This window comes from Pseudomonas kurunegalensis, assembly GCF_030291635.1.
Classification (GTDB): domain Bacteria; phylum Pseudomonadota; class Gammaproteobacteria; order Pseudomonadales; family Pseudomonadaceae; genus Aquipseudomonas; species Aquipseudomonas monteilii.
On the sequence record NZ_CP127871.1, the window covers coordinates 1796188 to 1820585 of the forward strand.

The 24398-nt window shown below is 64.2% G+C and carries 20 protein-coding genes; 3 read left to right on the plus strand and 17 right to left on the minus strand.

The annotated features are described in order from the left end of the window. Window positions 1-11: 11 nt before the first annotated feature. The 9 genes from QQ992_RS08110 to QQ992_RS08150 all read right to left on the minus strand — a co-directional run bounded on the left by QQ992_RS08110 (window position 12) and on the right by QQ992_RS08150 (window position 12656). Window positions 12-605, minus strand: coding sequence for a glutathione S-transferase (locus QQ992_RS08110; protein WP_286112931.1), 594 nt, complete (start codon window positions 603-605; stop codon window positions 12-14). Then, on the minus strand, window positions 602-4246 hold the full coding sequence (locus QQ992_RS08115; RefSeq protein WP_286112932.1) for an AAA family ATPase: 3645 nt from the start codon (window positions 4244-4246) through the stop codon (window positions 602-604). Before QQ992_RS08115 ends, QQ992_RS08110 begins: the two co-directional genes overlap by 4 nt. Beyond that, window positions 4243-5481 carry an exonuclease SbcCD subunit D C-terminal domain-containing protein gene (locus tag QQ992_RS08120; protein WP_286112934.1) on the minus strand — a complete coding sequence of 413 codons (1239 nt, stop codon included), beginning with the start codon at window positions 5479-5481 and terminating at the stop codon, window positions 4243-4245. The genes QQ992_RS08115 and QQ992_RS08120 overlap by 4 nt, the downstream gene beginning before the upstream one ends. Window positions 5482-5841: 360 nt before the next feature. Next, window positions 5842-7476: a BatD family protein gene (locus QQ992_RS08125; protein WP_286112935.1), complete on the minus strand. Its 1635-nt coding sequence runs from the start codon at window positions 7474-7476 to the stop codon at window positions 5842-5844. Next, complete coding sequence (locus tag QQ992_RS08130) at window positions 7473-9191, minus strand: tetratricopeptide repeat protein (protein WP_286112936.1); 1719 nt, start codon at window positions 9189-9191, stop codon at window positions 7473-7475. The genes QQ992_RS08125 and QQ992_RS08130 overlap by 4 nt, the downstream gene beginning before the upstream one ends. Then, the gene (locus QQ992_RS08135) at window positions 9188-10264 is read right to left on the minus strand and encodes a vWA domain-containing protein (protein WP_119370820.1); all 1077 of its coding nucleotides are present in this window, start codon (window positions 10262-10264) and stop codon (window positions 9188-9190) included. The genes QQ992_RS08130 and QQ992_RS08135 overlap by 4 nt, the downstream gene beginning before the upstream one ends. Then, window positions 10257-10751, minus strand: a complete 495-nt coding sequence (locus QQ992_RS08140; RefSeq protein ID WP_016714822.1) for a DUF4381 domain-containing protein — start codon at window positions 10749-10751, stop codon at window positions 10257-10259. The genes QQ992_RS08135 and QQ992_RS08140 overlap by 8 nt, the downstream gene beginning before the upstream one ends. Further along, window positions 10748-11692 (minus strand): DUF58 domain-containing protein, encoded by a 945-nt coding sequence (locus QQ992_RS08145; RefSeq protein WP_286112938.1) that lies wholly within the window; start codon window positions 11690-11692, stop codon window positions 10748-10750. The genes QQ992_RS08140 and QQ992_RS08145 overlap by 4 nt, the downstream gene beginning before the upstream one ends. Before the next feature lie 4 nt (window positions 11693-11696). Next, window positions 11697-12656, minus strand: coding sequence for an AAA family ATPase (locus tag QQ992_RS08150; protein ID WP_016714824.1), 960 nt, complete (start codon window positions 12654-12656; stop codon window positions 11697-11699). Between the two features lie 227 nt (window positions 12657-12883). Between QQ992_RS08150 and QQ992_RS08155 the strand changes: the two genes are divergently transcribed. After that, complete coding sequence (locus tag QQ992_RS08155) at window positions 12884-14185, plus strand: phospholipase effector Tle1 domain-containing protein (RefSeq protein ID WP_286112939.1); 1302 nt, start codon at window positions 12884-12886, stop codon at window positions 14183-14185. Between the two features lie 29 nt (window positions 14186-14214). Here QQ992_RS08155 and QQ992_RS08160 read toward each other — a convergent pair whose 3' ends face one another. From QQ992_RS08160 to QQ992_RS08185, 6 genes are all read right to left on the minus strand, one after another. Next, complete coding sequence (locus tag QQ992_RS08160; RefSeq protein WP_286112941.1) at window positions 14215-15432, minus strand: MFS transporter; 1218 nt, start codon at window positions 15430-15432, stop codon at window positions 14215-14217. 59 nt (window positions 15433-15491) lie between these two features. Continuing rightward, on the minus strand, window positions 15492-16706 hold the full coding sequence (locus QQ992_RS08165; RefSeq protein ID WP_286112943.1) for a benzoate/H(+) symporter BenE family transporter: 1215 nt from the start codon (window positions 16704-16706) through the stop codon (window positions 15492-15494). Between the two features lie 55 nt (window positions 16707-16761). Next, entirely contained in the window at window positions 16762-17649 is an 888-nt protein-coding gene (locus QQ992_RS08170; protein ID WP_286112944.1) for a dihydrodipicolinate synthase family protein, read from the minus strand. 44 nt (window positions 17650-17693) lie between these two features. Continuing rightward, window positions 17694-18476, minus strand: coding sequence for an aldolase (locus tag QQ992_RS08175; RefSeq protein WP_286112945.1), 783 nt, complete (start codon window positions 18474-18476; stop codon window positions 17694-17696). 303 nt (window positions 18477-18779) lie between these two features. Beyond that, entirely contained in the window at window positions 18780-19181 is a 402-nt protein-coding gene (locus QQ992_RS08180) for a hypothetical protein (protein ID WP_286112946.1), read from the minus strand. Further along, window positions 19162-20562, minus strand: a complete 1401-nt coding sequence (locus tag QQ992_RS08185; RefSeq protein ID WP_286112948.1) for a PAAR domain-containing protein — start codon at window positions 20560-20562, stop codon at window positions 19162-19164. Before QQ992_RS08185 ends, QQ992_RS08180 begins: the two co-directional genes overlap by 20 nt. Window positions 20563-20714: 152 nt before the next feature. On the opposite strand from QQ992_RS08185, the gene QQ992_RS08190 reads away from it, so the two are divergent. Further along, window positions 20715-20915 carry a hypothetical protein gene (locus QQ992_RS08190; RefSeq protein WP_433963106.1) on the plus strand — a complete coding sequence of 67 codons (201 nt, stop codon included), beginning with the start codon at window positions 20715-20717 and terminating at the stop codon, window positions 20913-20915. A gap of 175 nt (window positions 20916-21090) precedes the next feature. Here QQ992_RS08190 and mtlD read toward each other — a convergent pair whose 3' ends face one another. After that, window positions 21091-23235: a bifunctional mannitol-1-phosphate dehydrogenase/phosphatase gene (gene mtlD / locus QQ992_RS08195; protein ID WP_286112950.1), complete on the minus strand. Its 2145-nt coding sequence runs from the start codon at window positions 23233-23235 to the stop codon at window positions 21091-21093. 386 nt (window positions 23236-23621) lie between these two features. Here mtlD and QQ992_RS08200 point away from each other — a divergent pair, with 386 nt between their 5' ends. Beyond that, window positions 23622-23918 carry a DUF3144 domain-containing protein gene (locus QQ992_RS08200; RefSeq protein WP_016714831.1) on the plus strand — a complete coding sequence of 99 codons (297 nt, stop codon included), beginning with the start codon at window positions 23622-23624 and terminating at the stop codon, window positions 23916-23918. An 11-nt stretch (window positions 23919-23929) separates the two neighbouring features. Here QQ992_RS08200 and soxR read toward each other — a convergent pair whose 3' ends face one another. Continuing rightward, entirely contained in the window at window positions 23930-24385 is a 456-nt protein-coding gene (gene soxR / locus QQ992_RS08205) for a redox-sensitive transcriptional activator SoxR (protein ID WP_286112951.1), read from the minus strand. Window positions 24386-24398: the final 13 nt, after the last annotated feature.

The following is a 24398-nucleotide window of genomic DNA, read 5'->3' on the forward strand; positions in this document are numbered from 1 at the left end:
ATCGTGTGAACTCATTTGGCCATGACTGACCGGAACAACTCCGAAGCCAACCACCCCTCCAGCCAGCTCCGCACCCGCGGATAAGCCGCCTCGGCGAACCACTGCGGTTCGACCCCGGCAAACTGGCGCATCAGGGGCAGTAACGCGGCATCGGTAAGGCTCGGGTGATCAGCCAGCAGGTAAGGCCGGCCTTCAAGCAGGCCTTCGAGCTCCGCCAGCCAGGCCTCGGCCTGCTGACGGTAATGCTCGCGGGAATACGCCGGGTAACGCTCGGCATACTTGTACAGGTTCACCTGCGCCTTGAACGTGCTGTCGTTCCGCGCAATCAACACGTCAGCCACCTGCGCCGCCGCAGGGTCTGCCTGCAAGCGCCAGTCCTGCGGGTCGTTTTGCACCAGCGCCCAGCGCATGATGTCCAGGCTTTCTTCCAGCACCCCGGCACCGGTATCCAGCACCGGCACCGTGCCCTTGGGCGACAAGGCCAGCAGCTCTGCCGGCTTGTTCTTCATCGCCACCTCGCAGATTTCTACCTCGCAGCCGGCATAGCGCAGGGCCAGGCGCGCACGCATGGCCCAGGGGCAGCGGCGGAACGAGTAGAGGATCACCCGCACACCTCCACGTCACTCAGGCCATTGCCCTGGCGCCGCACCTGGATCTGTACCGGAATGCGCTCGTGCATTTCCTGCACATGGGAGATCACTGCCACTTTGCGGCCTTGGGCCTGCAGGCCGTCGAGCGCGTCCATCGCCAGTTGCAGCGACTCGGGGTCCAGGCTGCCGAAGCCTTCGTCGATGAACAACGACTCGATGCGCAGGGTGCTGGAGGCCATCGATGCCAGGCCCAAGGCCAGGGCCAGCGACACCAGGAAGGTTTCCCCGCCCGACAGCGAGTGTACCGAACGCAGTTCATCGCCCATCTCGGTGTCCAGCACCAGCAGGCCGAGGGCGCTGCCGCCACGCTTGAGGCGGTAACGGCGGGCCAGCTGACGCAGCTGGGCGTTGGCGTGGTGCAGCAGCAAGTCGAGGTTGTAGCCTTGGGCGATCTTGCGGAACACATCGCCCGAGGCCGAACCGATCAACGCGTTCAGGCGGGCCCAGCGTTGCCACTGCTGGTGAGCCTGTTCGATTTCGGCCGCCAGTGCCTGATGGGCCTGCTGGCGACGCTGGTCGTCGGCCTGCTGGGCGCGCAGTTCGGCGCACTGCTGTTCGTGGTTGGCCAGGCGTTCGCGCAGCTCGGTCAGGGCTTGCTCCAGGGCTTCGGCAGAAGAGTCCACGGTCATTTGCGCGGCGTGCTGTTGCAGGCGTTGCTCACGTTCCTGCAGCAGTACGCGGCCTTGTTCGATGGCCTTTTCCGCGCCTTGCAGGCGTTGGCGCAACTCATGGACGTACGCGTCATCCATGGCCAGCAGGCGATCCAGCCCGTCGTCATCCAGCTCCGGGTGCTCGCTGCGCCACTGGCTGATCTGACCCTGCAACTGCTGGCACTCGGTGTCCAGTGCCTGTTGCTGCTGGATGTTGGCTTTGAGTTCGCTGGCCAGCTGCACGCCCTGGGTGCGCAGCGCTTGCAGGCGTTGGGCGGTGTCGGCGTCCAGGGCGCGGGCCTGTTCCAGCGTGGTGTCCATGTGCTGCTGCCAGGCTTCGGCACTGGTGTGTTCGCCAAGCAGTTCGCCGAGGGAGGCCTGGGCCTGCTGGCGTTGCTCGTCGAGGGTGGCCAGCTTCTGCTGCAACTGCTGCTGGCCTTGTATACGTGCCTGTTGCTGGTCGCGCAGCTTGTCCAGTTGGGCCTGACGGGCTTGTTGTTCCTCCAGTTCGTCCTTGCGTTGCTCCAGTTGTTGCAGGCGCTGGGCGATCTGTTGGTCCAGGGCAAGGAAGGCATTGGCCGGGTCGTCGCTCAAGGCCTTGACGGCTTCTTCGGGCAATACGCCGGCCAGGTCGTCGAGGCCTTGCTGCAGTTGCTGCTCGTCGTTGGCCAGGGCTTGGTGCTGGTGCTCCAGGTGGCGCTGGGCCTGCTGTTGCGCTTCGTGGGCGGCCTGCAGTTGCTGATTGAGGCGGGCTGCATCTTTTTGCAGGGCGAGCAGGGCGCTCTGACGCTTCTCGTCCTGGCCGATTTCTTCGTCCAGGCGTCGCAACTGGCTGTCGAGCCAGGTACTGCGGGCCTTGTCGTCCTGTGGGGCGAGGGCAGGCCACAGGCTGTGCGCTTGCACCTCGGCCACCTGGGCATGCAGTTGTTCGCCCAGTTGCAGTTGTTGCTGCTGATAGTCTTTGAGCTGGGCGTTGACCACACCCAACTGGGTGCGCAGCTCCACCAGTTTGCTGTTGAGGGTTTCCACCTGCTTCTGCGCGGCGTCTACCTCGGCCTGGTCGTGACGCCCCAGGCTTTGCAGCAGCGCTTCGGGTTGATGGAACGGGTGCTCGGCACTGCCGCATACCGGGCAGGGTTCGCCATCGCGCAACTGGCCACGCAGTTCTTCAACGCTGGTATTGCGCGCCAGACGCTGGCGCTCCAGCAGCTGACGGGTAAGGTCAAGTGCCTGTTCGGCGGCTTCCAGCTCGGCCTTGGCGGCGGTGCCCTCGGTAATCAGTTGCTGGCGCTGCTGCATGGCTTGCTGTTGCCGCTCGCGCACGGCATCCAGCTGCTGGCGCAGCTCCATTTCGCGGCCATGCAGGCGCGACAGTTGTTCAATCGCGCGTTGCTGCTTGCGGTTGTCCTGCAGCATGCCGCCCAGCAGGTCGATCTGTTCCGCCAGGGCGTGCGGTTCGGCCTTGGCTTCGCGGAACAGCAGGTCGTAGGTGTCGCGTTCGGCCTGCAAGTGCGCATTGGCCTGGCTGGCCAAAGCTTGCAGGCCAGGCAGTTCCTCACGGCCTTTGGCCAGACGGCCGCCAATCAGCATCACCTGCTTCAGTTGCGGCAGGTAGGCATGCCAGGCATCGGCCAGGCCCGCCAGGTGCTGGCTGTCGGCGAGCGCGGTGTCGATCTGGGCCAGTTGCTGCACGCTGCGTTGCTGGTTGTGCTCCAGCTGCTGCACCTGTTGCTGGCCGTCGGCGACGTGCTGTGCGGCCTGTTCGCTGCTGCTGCGCTGCGCGGCCAGCTCCTGGTCCAGGCGCGCCAGGTTGTCCTGTGCGGCAAAGGCCTGGCGCAGGCGCGGGGCGTTTTCACCGTGCCGGGCCTGGTTGTCGGCCAGCGCTTGGCGGGCATTGTCCAGTGCCTGTTCAAGTTCACGGGTACGCAGGTGCAACTCAGTTTGTTGCTGTTGCTGTTCAGCGATCGTCGCTGCGACTGGCGCCAGTTGAGCGGTCAGCGTTTGCTGGCGATGGAACTGGTGACGCTGCGGCGCCAAACGCTCCAGGCGAACGAGGTCCAGGCGAGGTTCGGCCAGTTGCTGCCAGTCCTGCTCGGCGGCCTGCAGCGCGGTGCCGGCTTCGGCGTACTGGGCCTGCAGTTGGCGTTGTTCATTCAACCAGTTGCGCTGCTGCTCCAGCTGACGCTCGTCGGCCTGGTCGGCCTTGAACTGCTGCTGTGCCTGCTCCAGGCGCTGGTCCAGTTCAGCACGGGCTTCGGCAGCCATTGGTAGCAGGTGGCTGGCGCGGTCTTTCAGGGCATTGTGGGCCTCGCCGGCTTCACGGGTCTTGCTGAAGGCGCGCTGGCCCAGGCGGGTGTAGATGGCTGTGTTGGTGAGCTTTTCCAGCAGTTCGCTGCGATCTTTGTCATCGGCCTTGAGGAAGGCGCCGAACTCGCTCTGGGCCAGCATCACGGCGCGGGTGAACTGATCGAAGTTGAGGCCCAGGCGCGCTTCGACCAGAGGCTTGAATTCATTCTTGGCACTGGCCAGTACTTGCTCGCTGTCCAGGTCGTAGAAGCTCTGGCGGCTAAGTTGCAGTTTTCCATTAGCCTTGTCGCGGGCGCGGTTGGCTTCCCAGCGGGCGCGGTAGCGGCGGCCATCGATGCCGACGAAATCGACTTCGGCAAAGCCGCTGCCGGTGCCTCGGCGCAGCAGGTTGCGCGAGTCGTAGGTAGGGATTTCGCCATCGGCGTCCGGCACCTTGGCCTCGCGCCCGATGGCATTCAGCCGCGGTACGGTGCCGAACAGCGCCAGGCACAAGGCGTCGAGCAGGGTGCTTTTGCCCGCACCCGTGGGCCCGGTAATGGCGAACAGGCCAGCGCTGGCCAAGGGCTCTGCGGTGAAGTCGATTTCCACCGGACCGGCCAGCGATGCCAGGTTCTTCAGGCGGATGGCGAGAATCTTCATGGCTGCTCCTCTTCCTGCTGCACGTCCTGCAACAGCAGGGCAAAGTCGGCCAGCGCCTGCTCGTCGGCGGGGTTGCCGTAGGCCTGTTCCCAGGCGCGGCTGAACAGGTCCTGCGGGGTCATCTGGGCCAGCTCGACAAAGGCCAGGTCATCGTCTTCGGCGCTGGTGCGGCCAGCGTATTCAGCGCTGATACGGATAAGACGCACGGCCTTGCCTTCCAGGGCGGTTTCGATCTGCTGGCGCAGGTCGGGTTGCGGCTCGTCCAGTACCACCCGCACTTCCAGCCAGGGTTGGCGGTTGGGGTCTTCGAGCAGGTCGACTACCGGCAGGTCAGCCAGTTGCTGCAGCAGTTCGCCCAACGGTGCCGGGCCAACCCGTTGCAGGGCCACGGCGCGCGGTACCGGGCGCGGCTCGACGCTGACCAGGCCGCTGCCGTCCAGCTCCACTTCCAGCACCTGGTGCGGGTAGTTGATTTCAGCGAACGACAGCGGGATCGGCGAGCCGCTGTAGCGGATACGTTCTTCGCGGTTGACCTTCTGCGGCTTGTGCAGGTGGCCCAGGGCAACGTAGCTGATGGCCTTGTCGAACAGCTTGGCCGGCAGCGCCTCGGCGTTGCCGATGATCAGGCTGCGCTCGGAGTCCTCCGACACCGCGCCACCGGCCATGTGCGCATGGCTGATGGCAATCAGCGCCTGGTCTTTCTTGCGCTTTTTTTGCGCGGCGGCGATCAGTTGCTGGTGTACCTGGGTGATGCCTTGCAGGTAGTCGTCACCCAGGTGCGGGCCGGTCACTTCCGCCGGGCGCAGGAAGGGCAGGGCCAGGCACCAGGCGGCGACCTTGCCACGGCCATTGGTCAGCGGAATCAACAGGCGCTCGGCATCCAGCTGGCCTTCGTCCAGCCAATGCACACGGCCCAGGGCATGGGTACGCAGGCGGCGCATCAAGGCGGCGGGCAACTCGATGCGCGAGCCCGAGTCGTGGTTGCCGGCGATCATCACGATATCCAGCTTGGGCTGCTGCTCGTGGGCCTGGACGATGAAGTCGTAGAGACGTTCCTGGGCTTTGACCGGCGGGTTGACCGTGTCGAAGATATCGCCGGCGATCAGCAGCGCATCGGGCTGGCGCAGGCGCAGTTGGCCGAGCAACCAGTCGAGGAAGCAGGCGTGTTCGAAGTCGCGTTCCTGGCCGTGCAGGCTTTGGCCCAGGTGCCAGTCGGAGGTATGAAACAGACGCATGGATGACCTGTTGGTGTCGAGTCGGGCAAGCGGGGAAAGGGCGGTATGGTAACCCAAGCATGGGGCTGAGAGGTGCCTGCCTGGAGATGTTTGGCGCCTGTTAGATCGAGCGCCGCCCGCGCGGCGCATCGCGAGCAAGCTCGCTCCTACATTTGTTTCGGGCCAGGTATTCCTGAGGCAGAGGCACTCGGTCCCTTGGCGTCCACCTCGATATCGTGTGGAGCAAATAAGGCGGTCGTGCACGCGGGCGCAGACGTTACTCGCCCGAAAAAAATGTAGGAGCGAGCTTGCTCGCGATGCGCCGCGCGGGCGGCGCTCGATCTCACTGGCGCCAAATACGTTGCGGCGAGCACCCCAACCTTACTTGGGATAGAGCGGCGGCAGACCACCATTCTCGGCAGCCGGCAGCAACACCTGCTCTGCCGGCGGAATGGTGCCAATTGCCCGCCACAATTCCTCACCCTGCCAATACTGGCCACTCTCGCTGTACAACGCCCCGTTCAACCCATCCAGCGCATCCGACAACGGCACGAAGCGCGCCGCCATCTCGGCCAGGGTTTCCGGCTGTTGCCGGGCCCAGGCGTCCAGCGCCTGGCGGGTGGCCTGAGGGTCGTTGGCCTGGCAGGCGCGCTTGAGGTCGTCCAGCAGGGTGCGTGGGCTTGGCCCGTTCTGCGCGGCGCGCAGCACCGCCGGTTGTGAGCGGGCGCGCCACCACAGGGCGAAGCCCAGCACGGTGGTGAGGGCGAATACCAAGGTGGCCAGCTGCCAGGGCCACAGCAGGGTACTGGCGCTGCTGTTGTCACCCACCGGGGTGTCAGCGCTCAATGCCGGGTTGTCCTGCACGTTCAGGGTGCGCGCTGGCAAGCTGGTGTGCTCCAGGTGGTCTTCGCGGGTGTTCCACCAGGCCACTTCCAGCGCCGGCAGGGCCAGCGTGCCGGCGTGGGTGGGCACCAAGGCTTCGCGCTCTTCGCGGTTGGCGGTCATGCCACGGTCGCTGATTTCGTTGCGTAGCAGCGGCTGGTCGGGGTAGCGGCGCAAACCGGTGATTTCGGTGGCCGGCAGTGGCGGCAGCTGGGTGCTGGACAAACCTTCGGCACGCAGGGTGATGTTGCGGGTCAGCGAGTCGCCAATCTGTACCTGCTGGTTGCCGGGGTCGGGGTTCCAGTGTTCTTCCAGCGTCAGGCTGCGCGCCGGCAACCAAGGTACGCCGGCGGGCCAGGCGGCCGGAATGGGGCGCACGGTCAGGCGCAGCGGCAGTGAGCTTACCTGCACCTGATGGCCGGCGCGGGCCGTGGCATTGGCCTGCGCGCTGTCGTCGCTGCTGGCAGCGGCCGTGGCGGTGAAGGTCAACGGCGGGATGTCGAGGGTGCCGCTTTGCTGGGCATACACGGCATAGCGGGTTTCGATCACGCCGTGGCGCACACCGTTGATTTCCTTTTCATAGGTGCGCGATTCGCCCAGCGGCTCGACCTTGGCGTTATCCAGTTGCAACGGGCTCAGGCTGCTGTCGTCGTACAGCGCTACCGAGTGGTAGATGCGCAGGGTCAGCATGGCCTGGGCCTGGACATAGACGTCGGTACTGTCGAGGGTTGCCTCGATGAATACCTGAGAGGCGCTGTCGGGCCGGCTGGCATCGGCCTGTAGCACCTGCAGCTCGATGGCCTGGCTGTGCGACTGGCCCAGTTGCAGCTCAGGAATGCGCAGGCTGCCGCTGCGCCGTGGCAGCAGGGTAATGATCCAGCGGGTGCTGGCGCGGGTTTCGCCATCGAGGGTGTGCAGGCTGTTCAGCTGGCGCGTGCCGCGCACCTCGAAGTCACCTTCCAGGGCGCGCAGGTCGGGTTTGCCGAACTGGGTCACGTCCTGGCTTTCCAGGGTCAGTTCCAGGCTTTCGCCAGCTTCCAGGCGGGTACGGTCTACGCTGGCTTGCAGCAGCGGTTCGGCCTGGGCCAGCACGGCCCACAGCAGGGTGAGAAGCAAGACGCCGAAGCGACTCATCGTGGGGTTTCCTGATGCAATTGCTGTTCATACCAGAATTTGCGCCGCAGCAGCTCCGCCGGGTTGTCGGGGATCTCCCGCAGCCATTGTTCCAGGGCCTGGCGTTGCTCGGCATCGAGATTGGTCGATACCGGGCGCTGCGGCGGCTGGATCACGCTGTCGTTGCTGCCCGCCTGGTTACCGGGCGCAGCCTGGCTGTTGTTGCTGCCTTCGCCGGGTTGTTCGGCGCTGGCTTGTTCGTTGTTGCCGGGTGTGCCCTGGGCCGGGCTGCTGGCCGAGCTGCTGTTGCCCTCGGTTTCGCTGCCAGGTGTGCCTTGGGCATCGCTGCTGGCCGGTTGTTCCTCGGCTTTGGCCTCGCGCTGTTGCAGCAGTTGTTGCACCAGCGCTTGGTTGTCCAGCGCCGCTTGCAGGTCGGGCTGGCGCTCCAGGGCTTGCTCGTAGGCGTCCAGGGCGGCCTCCAGTTCACCGCTGCGGGCCAGGGCATTGCCTCGATTGTAGTGGGCAGCTGCCGTGTCGCCCTGGGAAAACGCTTCGGCGGCACCGGCATAGTCGCCGGCCTGGTACAGCGCCATGCCGCGCCACTGTGGGTCCTGGAAGTGACGCGCGGCGCTGGCCGGGCGGCTTTGTTCCAGCAGGCGCTGGCCTTGCTGGTCGGGGCGCAGCCACAGGTCGTTGAACTCGAAGGCCTGGCTGGGCTGCGGCAAGGCCAGCAGCAGTGGCAGGCAGAACAGCCAGCCTCGCCGGCCGGCGCAGGCGGCCAGCAGCAACAGCGGGATCAGCAGCCAGTAGCCTTGGTCTGCCCAGCTGTCCAGTTGCAGGGTCTGGCCGTCGTTGCGCGCGGTGCGCGGGTTGTCGAACAGGCCCAGGCCGCGCAGGTCGAGGTCGTCGATGCGGGCATGCCGGTAGCGCCCGCCGGTACCGCTGATGAAGCCCTTGAGGCTGGCGCTGTCCAGACGTGGCAAGAGGATGCCACCTTGGTTGTCTTTAAGGAATTCGCCGTTGGCCTGACGCACCGGGGCGCCTTCGCGGCTGCCAATGCCCAGCATCAACAGGCTGGGGCCCTGGCGGCCGAGGGCCTGGCTGATGCCCTGGCGCTCCGGCGCACTGAGCGACGAGCCGATCAGCAGCAGGCGGCCTTGGCCCAAACCACTCTGGGCGAGCAGCGCCAGGCCCTTTTGCACGGCCAGGTCGGCGCGTTGGCCTGCTTGCGGCATGATCGACGGGTCGATGGCCTCCAGCAGGTTGCGGGTGGTGGCCAGGTCATCGGACAACGGCACCAGCGTGTGTGCCGAACCGGCATACACCACCAGCGCCGTCTGGCTGTCGCGCCGGTGTTCGAGCAGGTCGAGGATTTTGCGCCGGGCCTGCTCCAGGCGGTTGGGCGGGCTGTCTTCGGCAAGCATCTGCGGGGTCAGCTCCAGCAGGATCACCAGCGGGTCGGCCGGGCGTTGGCGGTTTTCTTCGACGCGTTGCCAGCTGGGCCCGAGCAGGGCCAGGATCACCAGCGCCCAGGCCAGGCCCAGCGCCACCCATGGCAGTTTGCTGGTGCTGCCGCTACCTCCGCCCAGCAAGACGCCATGGAACGCTGGCGGCAGAATCATCTGCCAGCGCCCGGCGCGTTTGCGCCGGTGCCACAGCTTGTACAACAGCCAGCCGAGCAGGGGCACGGCCAGCAGCCAGAGCGGCCGTAGCCATTGGGGCCACAGGTCGATCATCGCCGCCTCCTTAAACGCAGGCGCTTCAGGCGCTGGCGCCATTCCGGGTGCGGTTGCAGAAAGCGCGGCTTGCGCAGCAGGCGTTGCAGCAGGTTGTCGGGCCATTGCACGGCCACCACCAGCAGCACGCTGAGCAGTAGCGCCAGTGCCAGGGGCCAGGCGTACAGGGCCTGGGCCGTGCGTGCCTGGGTCGGTTGCTGGGCCACCGGCTCCAGCTGGTCGAGGGTGTCGCCGATGGCGTCCAGTTCGGCGCCGTCATGGGCGCGGAAGTAGGCGCCGTGGGTGATGTCGGCAATCTCCTTGAGCGCGGCTTCGTCCAGGTCCAGGCTTGGGTTGAGGCCCAGCAGGCCAGGGGTGCCACTGGCTTCGGGGTTGGCGCCGATGCCGATGGTGTAGATGCGCACGCCTTCCTGGGCCGCCAGGCGGGCGGCGGTTAGTGGGTGGATCTGCCCACCGTTGTTGGCGCCGTCGGTGATCAGCACCAGCACCCGGCTTTGTGCCGGGCGCTGGCGCAGGCGTTTGACCGCCAGGCCAATGGCGTCGCCGATGGCGGTGTTTTTACCGGCGATGCCGATTTGTGCTTCGTCGAGGAAGGTGCGCACGGTGCGCCGGTCGAAGGTGAGCGGCGCCTGCAGGTAGGCCTGGCTGCCGAACAGGATCAGGCCCACGCGGTCACCTTCGCGGTCCTGCAGAAAGTCGCCCATCAGCGCCTTGACCAGGTCGAGGCGGCTGATGTCTTCGTTCTTCCACTGCATGTCGGGGAAGTCCATCGACCCGGACACATCCACCGCCACCAGCAGGTCGCGGCCGCTGGCGGCCACCGGCACCGGATCGCCCAGCCACTGCGGGCGGGCAGCCGCGCACAGCAGCAACAGCCAGATGACCACGAACGGTGCCTGCTGGCGCCAGGTCGGCAGGTTGAGCCGCGCGCGGCGCCCGGCCAGGCCTTCCAGTTCGTTGAGGAAGCCCACCTTGAGCACCGGCTCGCCGCTGTCGGCTGCAGGCAGCAGCAGGCGTGCCAGCCATGGCAGCGGTAACAGGGCGAAGACCCACGGCCAGGCCAGTTCAAACATGCTTGCGGATCCAGGTTTCCACGGCCTGGCTGAGCCCGGCGATGGCTTTGTCGTCGAGCTTGCACTCGGGTTTGTAGGCGCCTTCGACCAGCACCATCCAGCGGGTCAGGCCGGCGGCCGGGCAGCGGTTGTCGAGAAACGCCAGCCATTGGCGGCCGTTGAGGGTGTGGCTGTTGGCACCGGGGTAGTGGTTGCGGCACAGGCGCTTGAGCAGGGCGTTGATCTGTTGCAGCCAGGCGCCGGCCGGTGCGCCATCGTAGGGGCGTGGCAGGAGGGCCAGCTCGGCCAGGGCGGCCACGCGCACCGGGTCGAGCGGTTGCTCGGCACGCACGATGCGGCGTTTGCCCGGGCGCCAGCGGCGCAGCCGCCACAGGCCCCAGCCCAGTAGCGGCAGTAGCGCCAGCAACAACCACCAGCCCGGTGCCGGTGGCCATAAACCGATGGGTGCCGGGTCGATCAGCGGGTGCAACTGGTCGAGAGGGTTCATGACGCGCTCCGTGGCCGCTGAGCGTTCAGGTACTCGCGCAGTTGCTCGATCATTTCGCTTTGCGTGCTCAGTGGCATCAGGACCACGCGCAGCTTCTGTGCCATCAGTTCCCAGCGCTCGATGCGGGCTTCGGCCTGCTGGCGGTAGGCCTTGCGCAGGTTGGCGTCGAGGGTGTCGAGCTCCAGCTGGGCGCTGCGCTGGGCGAAGCGCAGCAGGCCGGCGGCCGGCAGGGCATGGTCGAGTGGATCGGACACCGGTAGCAACAGCAGGTCGCAATGGCGCGAGAGCATGGCCAGGTGCTGTTCCACCTGGGCGCTAAGCGAGCGTTCATCGCAAATCACGATGGCCAGGCTGCCGGGGCGCAGCACTTCGCGGGCGCGGCGCAGGGCCAGGCCTAGGCTGTCGGCCCCGGGCGTGGCTTCGGTGTGCAGTGCCTGGTTGACCTTGGCCAGGCGGTTGAGCAGTTGCAGCAGGCTTTGCTTGCTGCGCCGGGGTTTGATTTCGTGGTGTTCGTTGTCGCCGAACACCAGGCCGCCGATGCGGTCGTTGTGGCCGAGGGCGGCCCAACCGAACAGGGCAGCGGCCTGGGCTGCCAACACCGATTTGAACATCAGCCCCGAGCCGAAAAACAGCCGCTGGCTTTGCTCGACGAGGATGAAGATCGGCCGCTCGCGCTCTTCGTGGAACAGCTTGGTGTGCGGTTCCTGGGTGCGCGCGGTCACCCGCCAGTCGATGTTGCGCACATCGTCGCCGGCCTGGTACACGCGCACCTGGTCGAAGTCCACCCCGCGCCCGCGCAGCTTGGAATGGTGCAGGCCCACCAGCGGGCTGCGCTGGCCGGGCTTGGAAAACAGCTGGATTTCGCGCACGCGGTGACGCATGTCGATCAGCTCGGCAAGGCCGATGCGGATGCCGGGCTCGGCCAGCTGCGCGGTGGGCATGGGCTCAGGCAACGGCGACGACGTCGAGGATGCGCTGGACCACGCGGTCCTGGTCGATCCCTGCCGCCTCGGCCTCGAACGAGAGGATGATGCGGTGGCGCAGCACGTCGAACAGCACCGCCTGGATGTCTTCAGGGCTGACGAAGTCGCGCCCGGCCAGCCAGGCGTGGGCACGCGCGCAGCGGTCCAGCGAAATGGAACCGCGCGGGCTGGCGCCGTAGGCGATCCAGTCGGCCAGCTCGGCGTCGAACTTGGCCGGGGTGCGGGTGGCCATGACCAGCTGCACCAGGTATTCCTCCACCGCGTCGGCCATGTACAGGCCAAGGATTTCCTTGCGCGCGGCGAAGATGGCCTGCTGGCTGACCCGGCGCTCGGGCTTGGTCTCGCCGCCCAAGGCTTCGCCACGGGCCTGCGCCAGGATGCGCCGCTCCACCGCCGCGTCGGGGAAGCCGATTTTTACATGCATCAGGAACCGGTCGAGCTGGGCTTCGGGCAGCGGGTAGGTGCCTTCCTGCTCGATGGGGTTCTGCGTGGCCATGACCAGGAACAGCGGCGACAGGTCGTAAGTGCTGCGGCCCACGCTGACCTGGCGCTCGGCCATGGCTTCGAGCAGTGCCGATTGCACCTTGGCCGGGGCGCGGTTGATTTCGTCGGCCAGCACCAGGTTATGGAAGATCGGCCCCTGCTGGAACACGAAGCTGCCGGTTTCCGGGCGATAGATTTCGGTACCGGTGATGTCGGCCGGGAGCAGGTCGGGGGTGAACTGGATGCGATGGAACTGCGCTTCGATGCCTTCGGCGAGTTCTTTGATGGCCTTGGTCTTGGCCAGGCCCGGTGCGCCTTCCACCAGCATGTGGCCGTCGGCCAGCAGCACGATCAACAGCCGCTCGACCAGTTTTTCCTGGCCTAGGATCTGGGAAGAAAGAAAGGTGCGCAGCGCGATCAGCGCTTCACGGTGTTCCATCGGCGACGGTTCCTGGTGTGGGGCCTGAGGCGGCTGACGGTAGCGGCCCTGGCAAGGGCTGATACTTTAATCTATCCGGGGGGGCGGCGACCAATGGCGGCGGGTAAATTTATCGTTACGGGGGGCTCGCGGGTACAGAAATGTCCCAGGTAGGGCTGGCCATTGTCTGATGGTCGGTGAAGGCGTGCTGGCGCCTGCTTGTGCTTTTCAGGCAAGCAGAAGGCACGATGATGAAAATGAGCAGCGGTAGCACGCCAATCCCCACACCCGCCACCCTGCGTTTTGGCGTGTTTTTCGATGGCACCGGTAACAACCGGCACAATGCCATGGCCGTGGATGAACAGCGCGGCAGCTATGGCAGTGCCCTGAGCAATGTGGCCCTGTTGCATGCCCTGTATCCGGCGGGTGAGGCTGATGCCGATGGCACCCTGGTGTTTCTGAAACGCTACGTGGAAGGCGTGGGTACCCTGGCAGGAAAGGCGGACCATGCCTATGCCGCGGCCACCGGTCGTGGGCGCACGGGGGTGGAGGCGCGGGTTTCCGAGGCTTTGCAGGGGATGGCCGAACAACTTCAGGGCTGGTGCCGGGCGCATCCGCAGGCAGCCGTGGAGCGGGTCGAGTTCGACCTGTTCGGTTTCAGCCGCGGGGCGGCGGCGGCACGGCACCTGGCCAACCTGCTGCAGGATGGCGCGGACGGGTTGTTGCCGATAGCGTGCGACACTTCCATCAACTTTATCGGCCTGTTCGACACCGTGGCGGCGATCATCGCGCCGTTGCAGGGCGACTTCGACCCCGCCGATAGCCGCCAGGGCGGCCTGCGCCTGGGCCTTGGGGCAGGCATTGCCCGGCAGGTGGTGCAGCTGGTGGCAGGGGATGAGCAGCGGCATAACTTTCCGCTGGTGGGCAGTGGTCACGACATTGTGTTGCCAGGGGTGCATTCGAATATCGGGGGCGGTTACCCGGAAACCACGCTGGAGCAGGTGCTGCTGTGCAAGCCGCAGTCCCAGCGTGTACCGGTGGGCATGCGTGCCGAGCAAAGCCGTGTGCATGCCACGGTAAGTGCCTTGTTGGCGTCGGCGTATGCCGACAGGCGCGAGCCCAGGCCGCAGGTCGTGAGCTGGGAGGCGCCCCTTGCCGGTGGCCGGCCAAATGAGGCGCAAAAGCAGGTGTATGCGGCGTTGTACCGTGAACGGGAAGTGGCGGGGCAGTTGTCCCGGGTGTACTTGAGCGTGATGCGAGCGCTGGCGGTGCGGGCTGGCGTGCCATTTGCGCCGTTGGGCGAGCAGCCTGAGCACAGGCTGCCGGAGGATTTGCTGGAGATCAGCCGCAAGTTGCATGCGTTTGCCTTGGGGGAAACGGACCAGCCGGGGTTGAGCGAGGCTGAACAGCGGCTGCTGTGCGAGAAGTACGTGCATGCCTCGGCAAACTGGAATGCACTGAAGGGCTTGCGCAACAGTGTGCTGGATGTGCTGTTCGTCAATCGGCCGGGCGCAGGCGGGCGCGTGGTACATGCCAACCCGGCATCCTGAACGACCGAAATGACTGGCAAAGGCCGCACCTACATGGCGCGCGCCAGTCGTTCAGCGTTGCGGGCCCTGGCCAGGTACGCCTCTTGCGCCAGGGTCAGCAGCACCGTCAGCAGCATGAACACGACCGATGCAACGAAAATCCCGTTTGGCAGGCGCTGGTCGAGCATCCAGCCAAACGCCACCGGCCCGATGGCGCCACCGATATTGAACCCGGTCGACACCAGCCCGAACGTTTTGCCCTCGGCGCCTTTTGGTGCAGCCGCCTTGACCAGCATGTCCCGTGATGGGGCGATGATCCCGGTCAGCAAGCCGATGGCACCCAGAACAACCACCAGCGCCCAGCCCTGCAGCAGCCCCAGGGCCACCAGCGCGGTCAGCGCGGCCGCCAGCGCGAAAGCCAGTGCCGCCACCAGGCCATGGCGCCGGGTACGGTCGGCCAAGGCACCACCGCACAGCACGCCCGCTGCGCTGCACAGCAGGAAGGCGGTGAGCGCGGTGTTGGCCCAGGCCAGGGTCAGACCCTGGCCTTGTACGAGTGCGGCGACGGAAAACTTTTCGATGGCGCTGGTGCTCAGGTTGAGCAGGATGAACAACACCGTCAGCACGCCGATCATGGGTGTGAACAAACGCACGCGGCCTGTTGCTGCGACCGGGCCAGCGCCCGTTTGGTTGCCAGGCCCTGCGACCCGGTACACGCCGCTGCCTGGTATCGAGATCAGCAGCAATGCCGCTACCCCGAATACCGCGCCCGCCGTCAGGGCCGCCCGCGTGCCGAACACCGCGGCGATACCGAGGAACACGGCCGGCGTGACCGCCGAGCCAAGAAACCCGGCAAAGGTATGAATCGAGAACGACCGCCCCAGGCGTGCGGGCTCGATGCCGTTGGCCAGCAGTGCGTAGTCGGCCGGGTGGTACACACCATTGGCCAGGCCAGCCATGGCCATCGCCACCAGCAATACCGCATACCCCGGGCTGGCCGCCAGCAGCAGGAAACTGAGGCTGCCCAGCAACAGCCCGGCCTTGAGCACGTTACGCGCCCCATAGTGGTCGACGGCGTAACCCAGCGGGGCCTGCACCAGGGCGGAGACGATGTTGAATACTGCCAAGGCAACGCCGAGCTCGACGAAGCCCACCCCCAGCAGGCCGGGAAGCACGGGCAATAACGCCGGAATCAGCATGATGTGCACATGGCTGACGAAGTGCACGGCAGCCACTTGGGTAAGCAACTTGGGGCCAGCTTGGGGCATGTCGATACCTGTTGTACGGCGTGCGCCGCTGGCGCACGGCAAGGTGAAGGGAAGCCCGCTCAGCGGGAGTTGCCGCTGAAAGCGGGGAGGCGGCCGTTCAGCGCGGCATGGGCCAGCAGGCCAATGACCAGGCCCCAGAAGGCCCCGCCAATACCGAACAGGCTGATGTTGGCGGCTGCCGCCAGAAAGGTGATCAATGCCGCCTCGCGGGCACGGGCATCGGCCATAGCGCTGGCCAGGCTGGCACCGATGGTGCCCAGTAAGGCAAGGCCGGCCAGGGTGGTGATGAACGTGCCTGGGAGGGCCATGAACACACTCGCCAGGGTGACGCCGAACACCCCCACGAGGATGTAGCAGACTCCGGCGGCGATCCCTGCCACCCAGCGTTTGCCTGGGTCTTCATGGGCTTCCTTGCCGGTGCAGATGGCTGCGGTGATGGCGGCGATGTTGAAGGCATGCGAACCGAACGGCGCCATCAGCAATGACCCCAGGCCCGTGACCGCGACGATCGGGTTGGCGCTGGTCGTGAAGCCGTCGTTGCGCAGTACCAGCATGCCGGGCATGTACTGGCCGGTGAGGGTGATCAGGAACAATGGCAGGGCCACGCTGAGGGCAGCGTTGAGGGAGAAGGTGGGCGCGGTGAATACCGGAGAGGCGAATTCCAGCTTGAGCGTGGTCAGGCCCACTTGCCCTTGCAGCAGTAAGTAGCCGAGGCCCAGTAGCAGAATGCCGACCACGGCGTAGCGGGCAGTAAAACGCTTGAATGCCACATAGGCCGCAATCAGCAGCCCGGCCAGGGCCGGGTCCACCGACAGGCTGGCAAAGGCACCAATACCGAACTGCAACAGGATGCCGGCCAGAAGCCCGGCTGCAATACCGCCAGGGACGACCCGCACCAGGCGCTCGAAGCACCCGGTAATTCCCAGCACCACGAAGCCGGCGGCCGACAGCAGGTAGGCACCGATGGCTTCACTGTAGGGCACGTTGGCCAGGGCGGTGACCAGGAACGCAGCGGCTGGCGTGGACCAGGCCGTGATCACCGGCGCGCGGCTGTACCAGGACAGCGCCAGGCCGCTGAGGCCGACGCCGATCGACACGGCCCAGACCCACGACGACGTCAGCTCGGGGCTCAGCCCGGCAACCTTGGCTGCCTGGAACACCAGGATGAAGGTGCCACCGTAGTTGACGATGACCGAAACAAGCCCGGCTATTACGGGGTGAAGGATGTCTGTCAGCCGTAGAGGGGTTGAAGTACTTTGTGCAGGCGCGTCCATGATGGCCTCAGGCAGAAGGGCCCGGCAGCGAGATGCCACCGGGCAGGTTTCAAGGTCAGTTGGCCAGTTCGGTCAACAGGCCTTTCAGGTAGGTGCTGCCCTGCGCATCCAGCGGCTGCAGGGGCAGCCGTGGGGCGCCAACATCCTGGCCGAGCATGTTCAGGCCGGCCTTGATGGTGGTGGGCAGGCCGCGGCGGGTGATGTATTCCAGCAGTTCGAATTGGCGGTAGAACAGCGCACGCGCTTCGGCCAGATCGCCCTGCTGCACCGCGTCCCACAGTGCCATGTTCAACGCCGGGATCAGGTTGGGTGCGGCGGTACACCAGCCGGTGGCGCCGGCCACCAAGGCCTCAAGGGTGAGCGGGTTGCAGCCGTTGTAGAAGGCCACTTTGCCATCGGTGGCCTTAAACAGGCGGTGCATACGCTGAATGTCACCGGTGCTTTCCTTGACCATGGTCACATTGGGCACTTCATCGAGGATGCGCAGGATCAGCTCTACCGACAGGTCGGTGCCACTGGTACCCGGGTTGTTGTAAAGCATGATCGGGATGTCGATGGCCGCGCCGACCGCCTTGTAGTGGGCAATCACTTCGGCTTCGGTGAGCTTCCAGTACGAGATGGGCAGCACCATCACTGCCGTGGCGCCGCAGGCCTGCGCCAGGCGGGCACGCTGCACGGTGCGGGCAGTGGTCAGGTCAGAGATGCTGACCACGCTGGGCACACGCCCGGCGATGCGTGCCTGGCTGAAGCGCACCACGGTTTCCCATTCGCTGTCGGACAGGTAGGCCCCTTCGCCGGTGCTGCCCAGCGGTGCGATGGCGTGCACGCCGCCTGCAATCAGGCTGTCGATGGACGTGCCCAACGCATCCAGGTCAAGCGTGCCGTCTGCCGTGAAGGGAGTGATGGTGTAGCCGATAACGCCGCGAATTACAGGTGTAGACATGACCAGGCACCTTTGCCGTTGTTGAGGAAAGAGTACAGCTTCGATCAGCCCAGGCAGTCGCCATGGGCACGCAAGGCACGGCGTGCGTAGTAGCTGAACGCGGCGCCATGACGTTTGGGGGTGGAGATCCAGTCGTGGGCCTCTTTGCCCAGTGCTTCGGGGATGGGGCGTATGTCACCGGCGCCCATGGCCAGCAGTTGCATCTTTGCCGCGCGCTCGAACAGCAGGGCGAGCACGCAGGCTTCTTCAATCGAGCCGCCGGCAATCAGCAGGCCGTGGTGGGAAAGCAGGATGGCGCGTTTGTCGCCAATCGCCTTCGCGATGATTTCGCCTTCTTCGTTGCCCACTGGCACGCCGGGCCATTCCTTGAGGAAGGCGCAGTCGTCGAACAGTGGGCACAGGTCCATGTGCGAGATGGCCAGCGGCACTTCCAGCATTGACAGCGCGGCGCTGTGCAGCGGGTGGGTGTGGATGATGCAGTTGACGTCGGGGCGGGCGCGGTACAGCCAGCTGTGGAAGCGGTTGGCCGGGTTGGCCATGCCGCGGCCTTGCAGCACGGTGAGGTCCTCGTCCACCACCAGCAGGTTGGAGGCGGCGATTTCGTCGAAGCCCAGGCCCAGTTGTTGGGTGTAGTAAGTGCCGGGCTCCTGCGCGCGGGCGGTGATCTGCCCGGCCAGGCCGGAATCGTGGCCGCCGTCGAAGAGAATGCGGCAGGTGAGGGCGAGCTTTTGCCGGGCGGTGTAGGTGTTGTCGGCCAACGCGGTCAGCATTTGTTGCTGGGCGAGTTTGGCCAACTGGTCCTTGGGAGCCTGCATGGTGGTCGTCATGGGCGGTACCTGCATGGGAAAGGGCAATGGGTTGCTGATGGACAGGTGGCTGTCATCAGGACACAGCGCGATATTAATGACACAAGGTGTCATATGCAAGCGATGTGTCATCGCTTTCCGGAAAAACAAGCATGCGCGAAAACCTGCTGCGTGGTGACGTTCGGGTTGGTGCTGGGGGCGTGGGTCAAAATGCGGATGGAGAGACGGCAGTCGAGGGTTTACAGGCGGGACAGGTTTCGGTGCGACGACAAGGCCGTTCAGAAGGGTGAAGACCCGCAATTGCGGGTCTTATCACTCAATTTTCTAATGCCTTACCATCGCAAAAGCAATCAATAGCCAAGCCGAGCCAATGATGATGAGCCAACTCGAAGAAACCAGCTTGCGCTTTAACTTTGACGGAAAACTCTTAAGCTCATCAGGGCTCACCAGACCTATTCTTGAGTGAAGCCGAGGAAAAGTGAGTAGGCCGCAGGCAGCACAAGTCAGCATCCATCGTGCCCGGTAGGTAGTAGTCCCCAGAAATAGCTTCATTTGCTCTAAATAGGCATTGCTTCGTATGGAACTGTTGATAACGTCAAATTCACGAGACCAAGCCACATAACCACTAACTGCAAGGCCGGCAGAACTTAAGGCAAATGGCGCAACGAGGAAAATCAATTGAATTTTCAGTGGCCAGGTATTTATATCAATCAGCGATAGACTCATAGATCTTTTCTCCCACCATTTCCCCCACAGCCTCGCCAGCCACGCTTCCCGCCAGAGAGCCCGTTCCAACAACGGCAATACCACATATTGGTGCTCCAATTCCTGCGGTTCCAATAGCGAAAACACCGCAAATTGAAGTGGCCGCTAATCCTGTGATAAAGCCTCCCGCAGCCCCACCAACAACACCGCCACTGAAACTTCCAGCTTCCTTGAGACGTACAGCCTTACAAGCTTCGGTTTCTCCTGCTTGACATGCCTCCTTTACTTTCAAATAGGAAGAAGTACCGCCGAGCCCAATAGCAGCATGCCCGCCATGTTTAAGATACCTGCCGAGCTTCGCCACCTTTTCCAGATGCGTCGCATACCCCGGAATCTGCCCCGGCCCACCCGCTTTCGACCAATGATGCACCAGGCTCTTGGTCGAGATATTCAAGCTCTTCCTCAAGCGCTCATAATTCCCAAGGTTCAGCTGCTTGTTCAGAAATGCTGTTTTCAGCTGTCCATCCAGTTGCTGCAGAAGGCGCCGCCGTTCGGCGAAGAAGCCTGGGCTGTTCAGATGGCCGTGGCGCATGAACTCCCGCTGGTGCAGTTGCTCGATACTCGTCAATGTATGACTGACCTGTTTCAAGCCTTGGTCCAGCATGTCCTTGCCCACGCCCATGGACAGGCTGGCGTTGCTGAGCAAACCTGCGATTTCGGCCTGGTGCTCCATCATGAAATCCGCTTCGGCGTAGTCGAGCACTGCCAGCGCACGCCGCGCATGCTGCGCTGCGGCCATCAGCTCTCCCTCTTCGCGTGTGCAGGCGTCACCGTTGTCAGGATCACCGATGACGAACATTTCCCCTGCTTTGAACCCTTGTTCAAACGTCGGATTGAGCCGCTGCAATCGGGAGATCGGCAATGTTGCATCGTGTTCGGCCAATTGCAGCAGCACCTCGGGGAACGACATGCGCCGGGGAACCACATAGAAGCCAGGCTCCAGCGTACCGGGCAGTGCACCTATTACAGGCTGGGAGAAACGCTCCGGGTAGACCGCGTTTGACGGCTCGGCAAAGTGAGCATTGGCAAGCCCAGCTACGGGCCGCATGGGGGGCGGTGCTTGATACAGCGGTGCGACCACCCGATTGCTGCCCGGCGAACAGCCACAGACAACCAACGCACCATCCATGGCCACGCGCTGTCCATCGGAAATGAAGTGGTCCACACCTTCGGCGACCATTCCCACCTGCCCACAAAGAGGGCATGGCGTGGTCTGGTCGCCTTCACGGAGCACCATTCTGCCTTCGTCCAGATAGCCGGCCCCTGTCGCAATACAAACGGCTCCAGTTGTGGTGATATCGCCGTCAACTGCCTGACCTTTTCCCTCTAGACTGACGCGCATCTACAAGCTCCCTTTGCGTGGTTGAGGTTCGAAACCTAACACCCGCAAGGCGGTTTCAAGCGCTTGGAGCAGAGAATCAGAAGCGTCCTACAAGTCATCCGAATTTGTTCCATCTGAGCCGCCCGTGCATGCGCCACGCTTGAGGCAAGGCGATGAAATCCCGTATTATTGCGAACGATTTGCAACTGCAATTTCTGGGCAACATTGGCTTGCGCCAACCCAGGGCCTGGTTGAGGAGCATGGCGAAGGGCCTGTTGATCGACCGTTTCCGCCGCCAGAAACTTGAAGCCGCCTACTTGCACGCGCTGGCACACTGGCCGACCCCGACCGCCCGGATTGTTCTGCTGTCATGACACTGCCACGGTCAGGTTGAAAATCTGGATGAAGGCGACCCAGAGCTTGTTTATGCCAAATTCAGGTACTGATTGCCCGCGAACACCGGCGAAGCCGGTGCCATTCAAAGTGCTGGATTCTTCGCCGGTGAGTCCGCTCCTACAGGGGATAGACCGCTGTTCTTGCGTCTATGGTTCATGCGCCTATGCAAAGGACGCCCAGTCGGTTTGCCACATCCCTTTGCGAGTAATGCCGGAAAGCCTCTGAAATGGCGCTGATCAGCTGCGCATCCGTGATCGGGTCCAACCCTGGAAAACGCTTGCCATTACCGTCAACCCCAAGGGTAAGCACGGCCTCGACACTGGCGTCGTTTTCGCGATAGGCCTGCCTGATGGCCTGGGCCTCCAGCGCCTTTTCATCTGTGCAGCGCAGGGCATGGTGAATGGCCAGTGCCGCGCCAAACACCAGGGCCGGGGTTTCAATACCATGCTTGCGGGCCAGCTCGATGCTGCTGAAAATGCGTTCGTTGCGCTGAAGCTTGCGCAACGGGTCGCGCCCCACCCGGGCACAAGGGTCTTTGAACGAGGTTTTGCAGCGTTCCAGGAAGGTATCGGCAAAACGGCTGACTACTTCCGCCATCTGTGGGTACTCCGCCACCAGCGCGGGGCCGACTTCCTGGCGAATCAGGCGCTCGGCCAGTTCGCTCACCTGTGCATCGCCCATACCTTGGCCGACCGAGTCATGGCCCAGCAGGCTGGCGTACCAGGCAACGATGGCATGCGGGCCATTCCACAAGCGGTTCTTGATGACCTGGATCTGGGTGATGTCAGGCACCGTCTTCACCTGGCGCAGGCGTTCGAGCAGGTCGCTGCCGTGCTCTACATACAGCGGCATGTCGGGTTCGCTGTTGAACAGGATCAGGTGCAACTGGCTCATCGCACTGCTGGGCTGGGCAAAGGGCCTGAAGCGCCCGATCAGTCGTTCGTATTCAGGCACTGGCGTCGATGCCTTCGTGGCGACTGCCGGCTCGTCTTCCAGGCTGTTCTGGAACATCTGCGACTTGATGCGCAGTTGCCGTACCAGTGCGTCGTTGCTGAGCTTGGAGACGATGCGGCTGACCACCGTTTCGGCGAAGTGGGTCTTTTCCAGCACTTGCTCACCGATTGTTGGCGGGCACAGCAATGCCAGCTCCGCTTGCACATGGCGGCGCACAAACGCAGCGCCGCCCACCTTGTTCAGCACGATCAGCAACGTCAGCTCACGGCCACGGCGTTCGAAGCGCTTCAACAGGCCTTTGGCAATCACCTGCGCCTGGTTGCGGATGGCCTGCTCGGGCAGGCTGAGGCCGACAATTTCGGCAGCGGTGTACATGTGGACCAGTGCATCATCATCGTCCATGTCGATCATGCGCACATTGTCGATGGTCTGGTCGAACGAAGTGGCCCCGTAGCGCACGCTGTAACGGCCGAACGCATTGACGCTTTCACGCAGCATGCGCGAGCGGGTCGCGGCAATGATCTCACAAGGCCGGGTGTAGCCATCCCAATGGGAAAAGACCTGCGTCAGGTAGCCACCCCCGATGGCGCCGAAACCATGAATGCCCACGCGGAACTGGTTCATGGAGGCCGGGAAGCTTTCGTTCAGTTCGGGCATGCCCAGGTCGGGAACGCACTCGCTCAAATCGGCCAGGAATTCGGTCATGCTGCGGTAGGCCTTGAGCGCGCCTGCCTTGATCTCGGGGGCCGGCGGCTTGATGTCTTCGATAAGGATCGCCTGCCCCTGAGCGCGCATTGCCGAGAGCATGCCGTTCTCTGAGTCCTCGACCATGAAGCATTGGCCCGGCTCGCAATTGAGCGCGCGGGCGGCTTTCAGGAAAATCTCGGGGTGGGGTTTACCCTGGCTGACTTCATCGCCGCACACAGTGATGTCGAAGTACTTCAACACGTTGGCGTTGATCAGGTATTCCTCGGCAATGGCACGGCGGCTGGACGTGGCTACCGCCATGGTCAAGCCCGACTTGCGCAGGCGCTCCAGCACTTCCAGCAGGCCGGCCTTGATCGGTACGCCGTGATTGCGCACGTACTCCAGCTCAAGTTCATCCGCGCGTTTACGGATTTCGGCGTACGGGAAGTCTTCACCGTTGTGCGCCTTGGCGAGGGCTTCGGCTTTTTTCGCGCTCAGGCCCAGCGAGCCGATCAGTGTGTGTTCGCCAAGTGCCTTGCCGAAGATTTCCAGCGAGGCTTGCTTCAGCGTTCTGAAACGCAGGCGCTCGGTGTCGAAGAGGGTGCCATCCATGTCGAAGATGGCGCTGTGAATCTGTTTGCCTTGAAATAAAAGCATTGAGTGTTGCCCCTGTAAGTGCGTCAGACATCCCGCCTGTAGCAAGCGAGAACGGCGTTGTGCGCTGCAGCGTTGGCAGTCAGGTCGGGGGCAGGCGTTTGGCTGGTGCACGCTCGGGCGTGACACAGAGGTAAGGCGGGGCAGAGCGGGGCGTGCAGAGCAGTGTTGCGAGTTTGGAGGCGAGGCGGATGACGCGTTTGCCTTTGAGGTCACGCCCACTGGCTGCAGTCCGGTTTGCAGGCAGTGGGCGCAAGTAGCGATGGATACGTGTGATTCCTGGCATAAGGTGCTTTGCTTCCTTTTTCGTTGCGGGTGATCCTTTTTCAGCCTTGCACGTATGCGCGCCGCCATGCAAGGCTTGGGCTTCCGTTACCAGGTGAACCGCAATGACCCAAGCTACCGATCAGGCCTTTTACGACCGCGCCGATGCGCACATCGACCTGGCCAACCAGCAGATCGAAAAATTCGAAGACCTGGGCAAGGTCAGCGCCTCGCTCACCTTCGGCGCGACCCGTTTCAGCGCCTGGATGAGCGCCCGCAGCTTCAAGAGCGGCGCGGAGCTGGCAGCCGCCCGGGAAGAGATTCTGAAGTACTTCTGCGAGCAGTACCGGATGATGCTCGAAGACAACCTGGACGAGCACATCGAGCACTTTGACCGCTTTGTGCTGGGTAAAGGCGACTGACACGCGTGCGGCTAGCGGGCCTTCTTTTCGAGAATCCGCGCCCCGCTACCCTCCTTGCCCAGCACATCTTCGGGGTTACGTAGCGGGCAGTCTTCCAGCGACAGGCAACCGCAACCAATGCAGTTGTCCAGGCTGTCGCGCAGTGCCTCCAGCGTGCGGATGCGGGCGTTCAGGTCTTCGCGCCAGGCCGTGGACATCTCGCCCCATTGCGCCGCCGTGAGCTTGCTGTTGGGTGCATAACGGCTGAAGGCCTGTTTGATTTCCTCCAGTGGAATACCGGTGCGCTGCGCCACCTTGATGATCGCCAGCGTACGCAGCACCAGCGCGGGAAAGCGGCGCTGGTTGCCGGCGGTGCGGATGCTGGCGATCAGCCCCTTGGACTCGTAGAAGTGCAGCGCAGACACCGCCACGCCGCTGCGCCTGGACACTTCGCCTACCGTGAGCATCCGCGTGTTGTCCGCTGCCATGCCTGTTGACCTC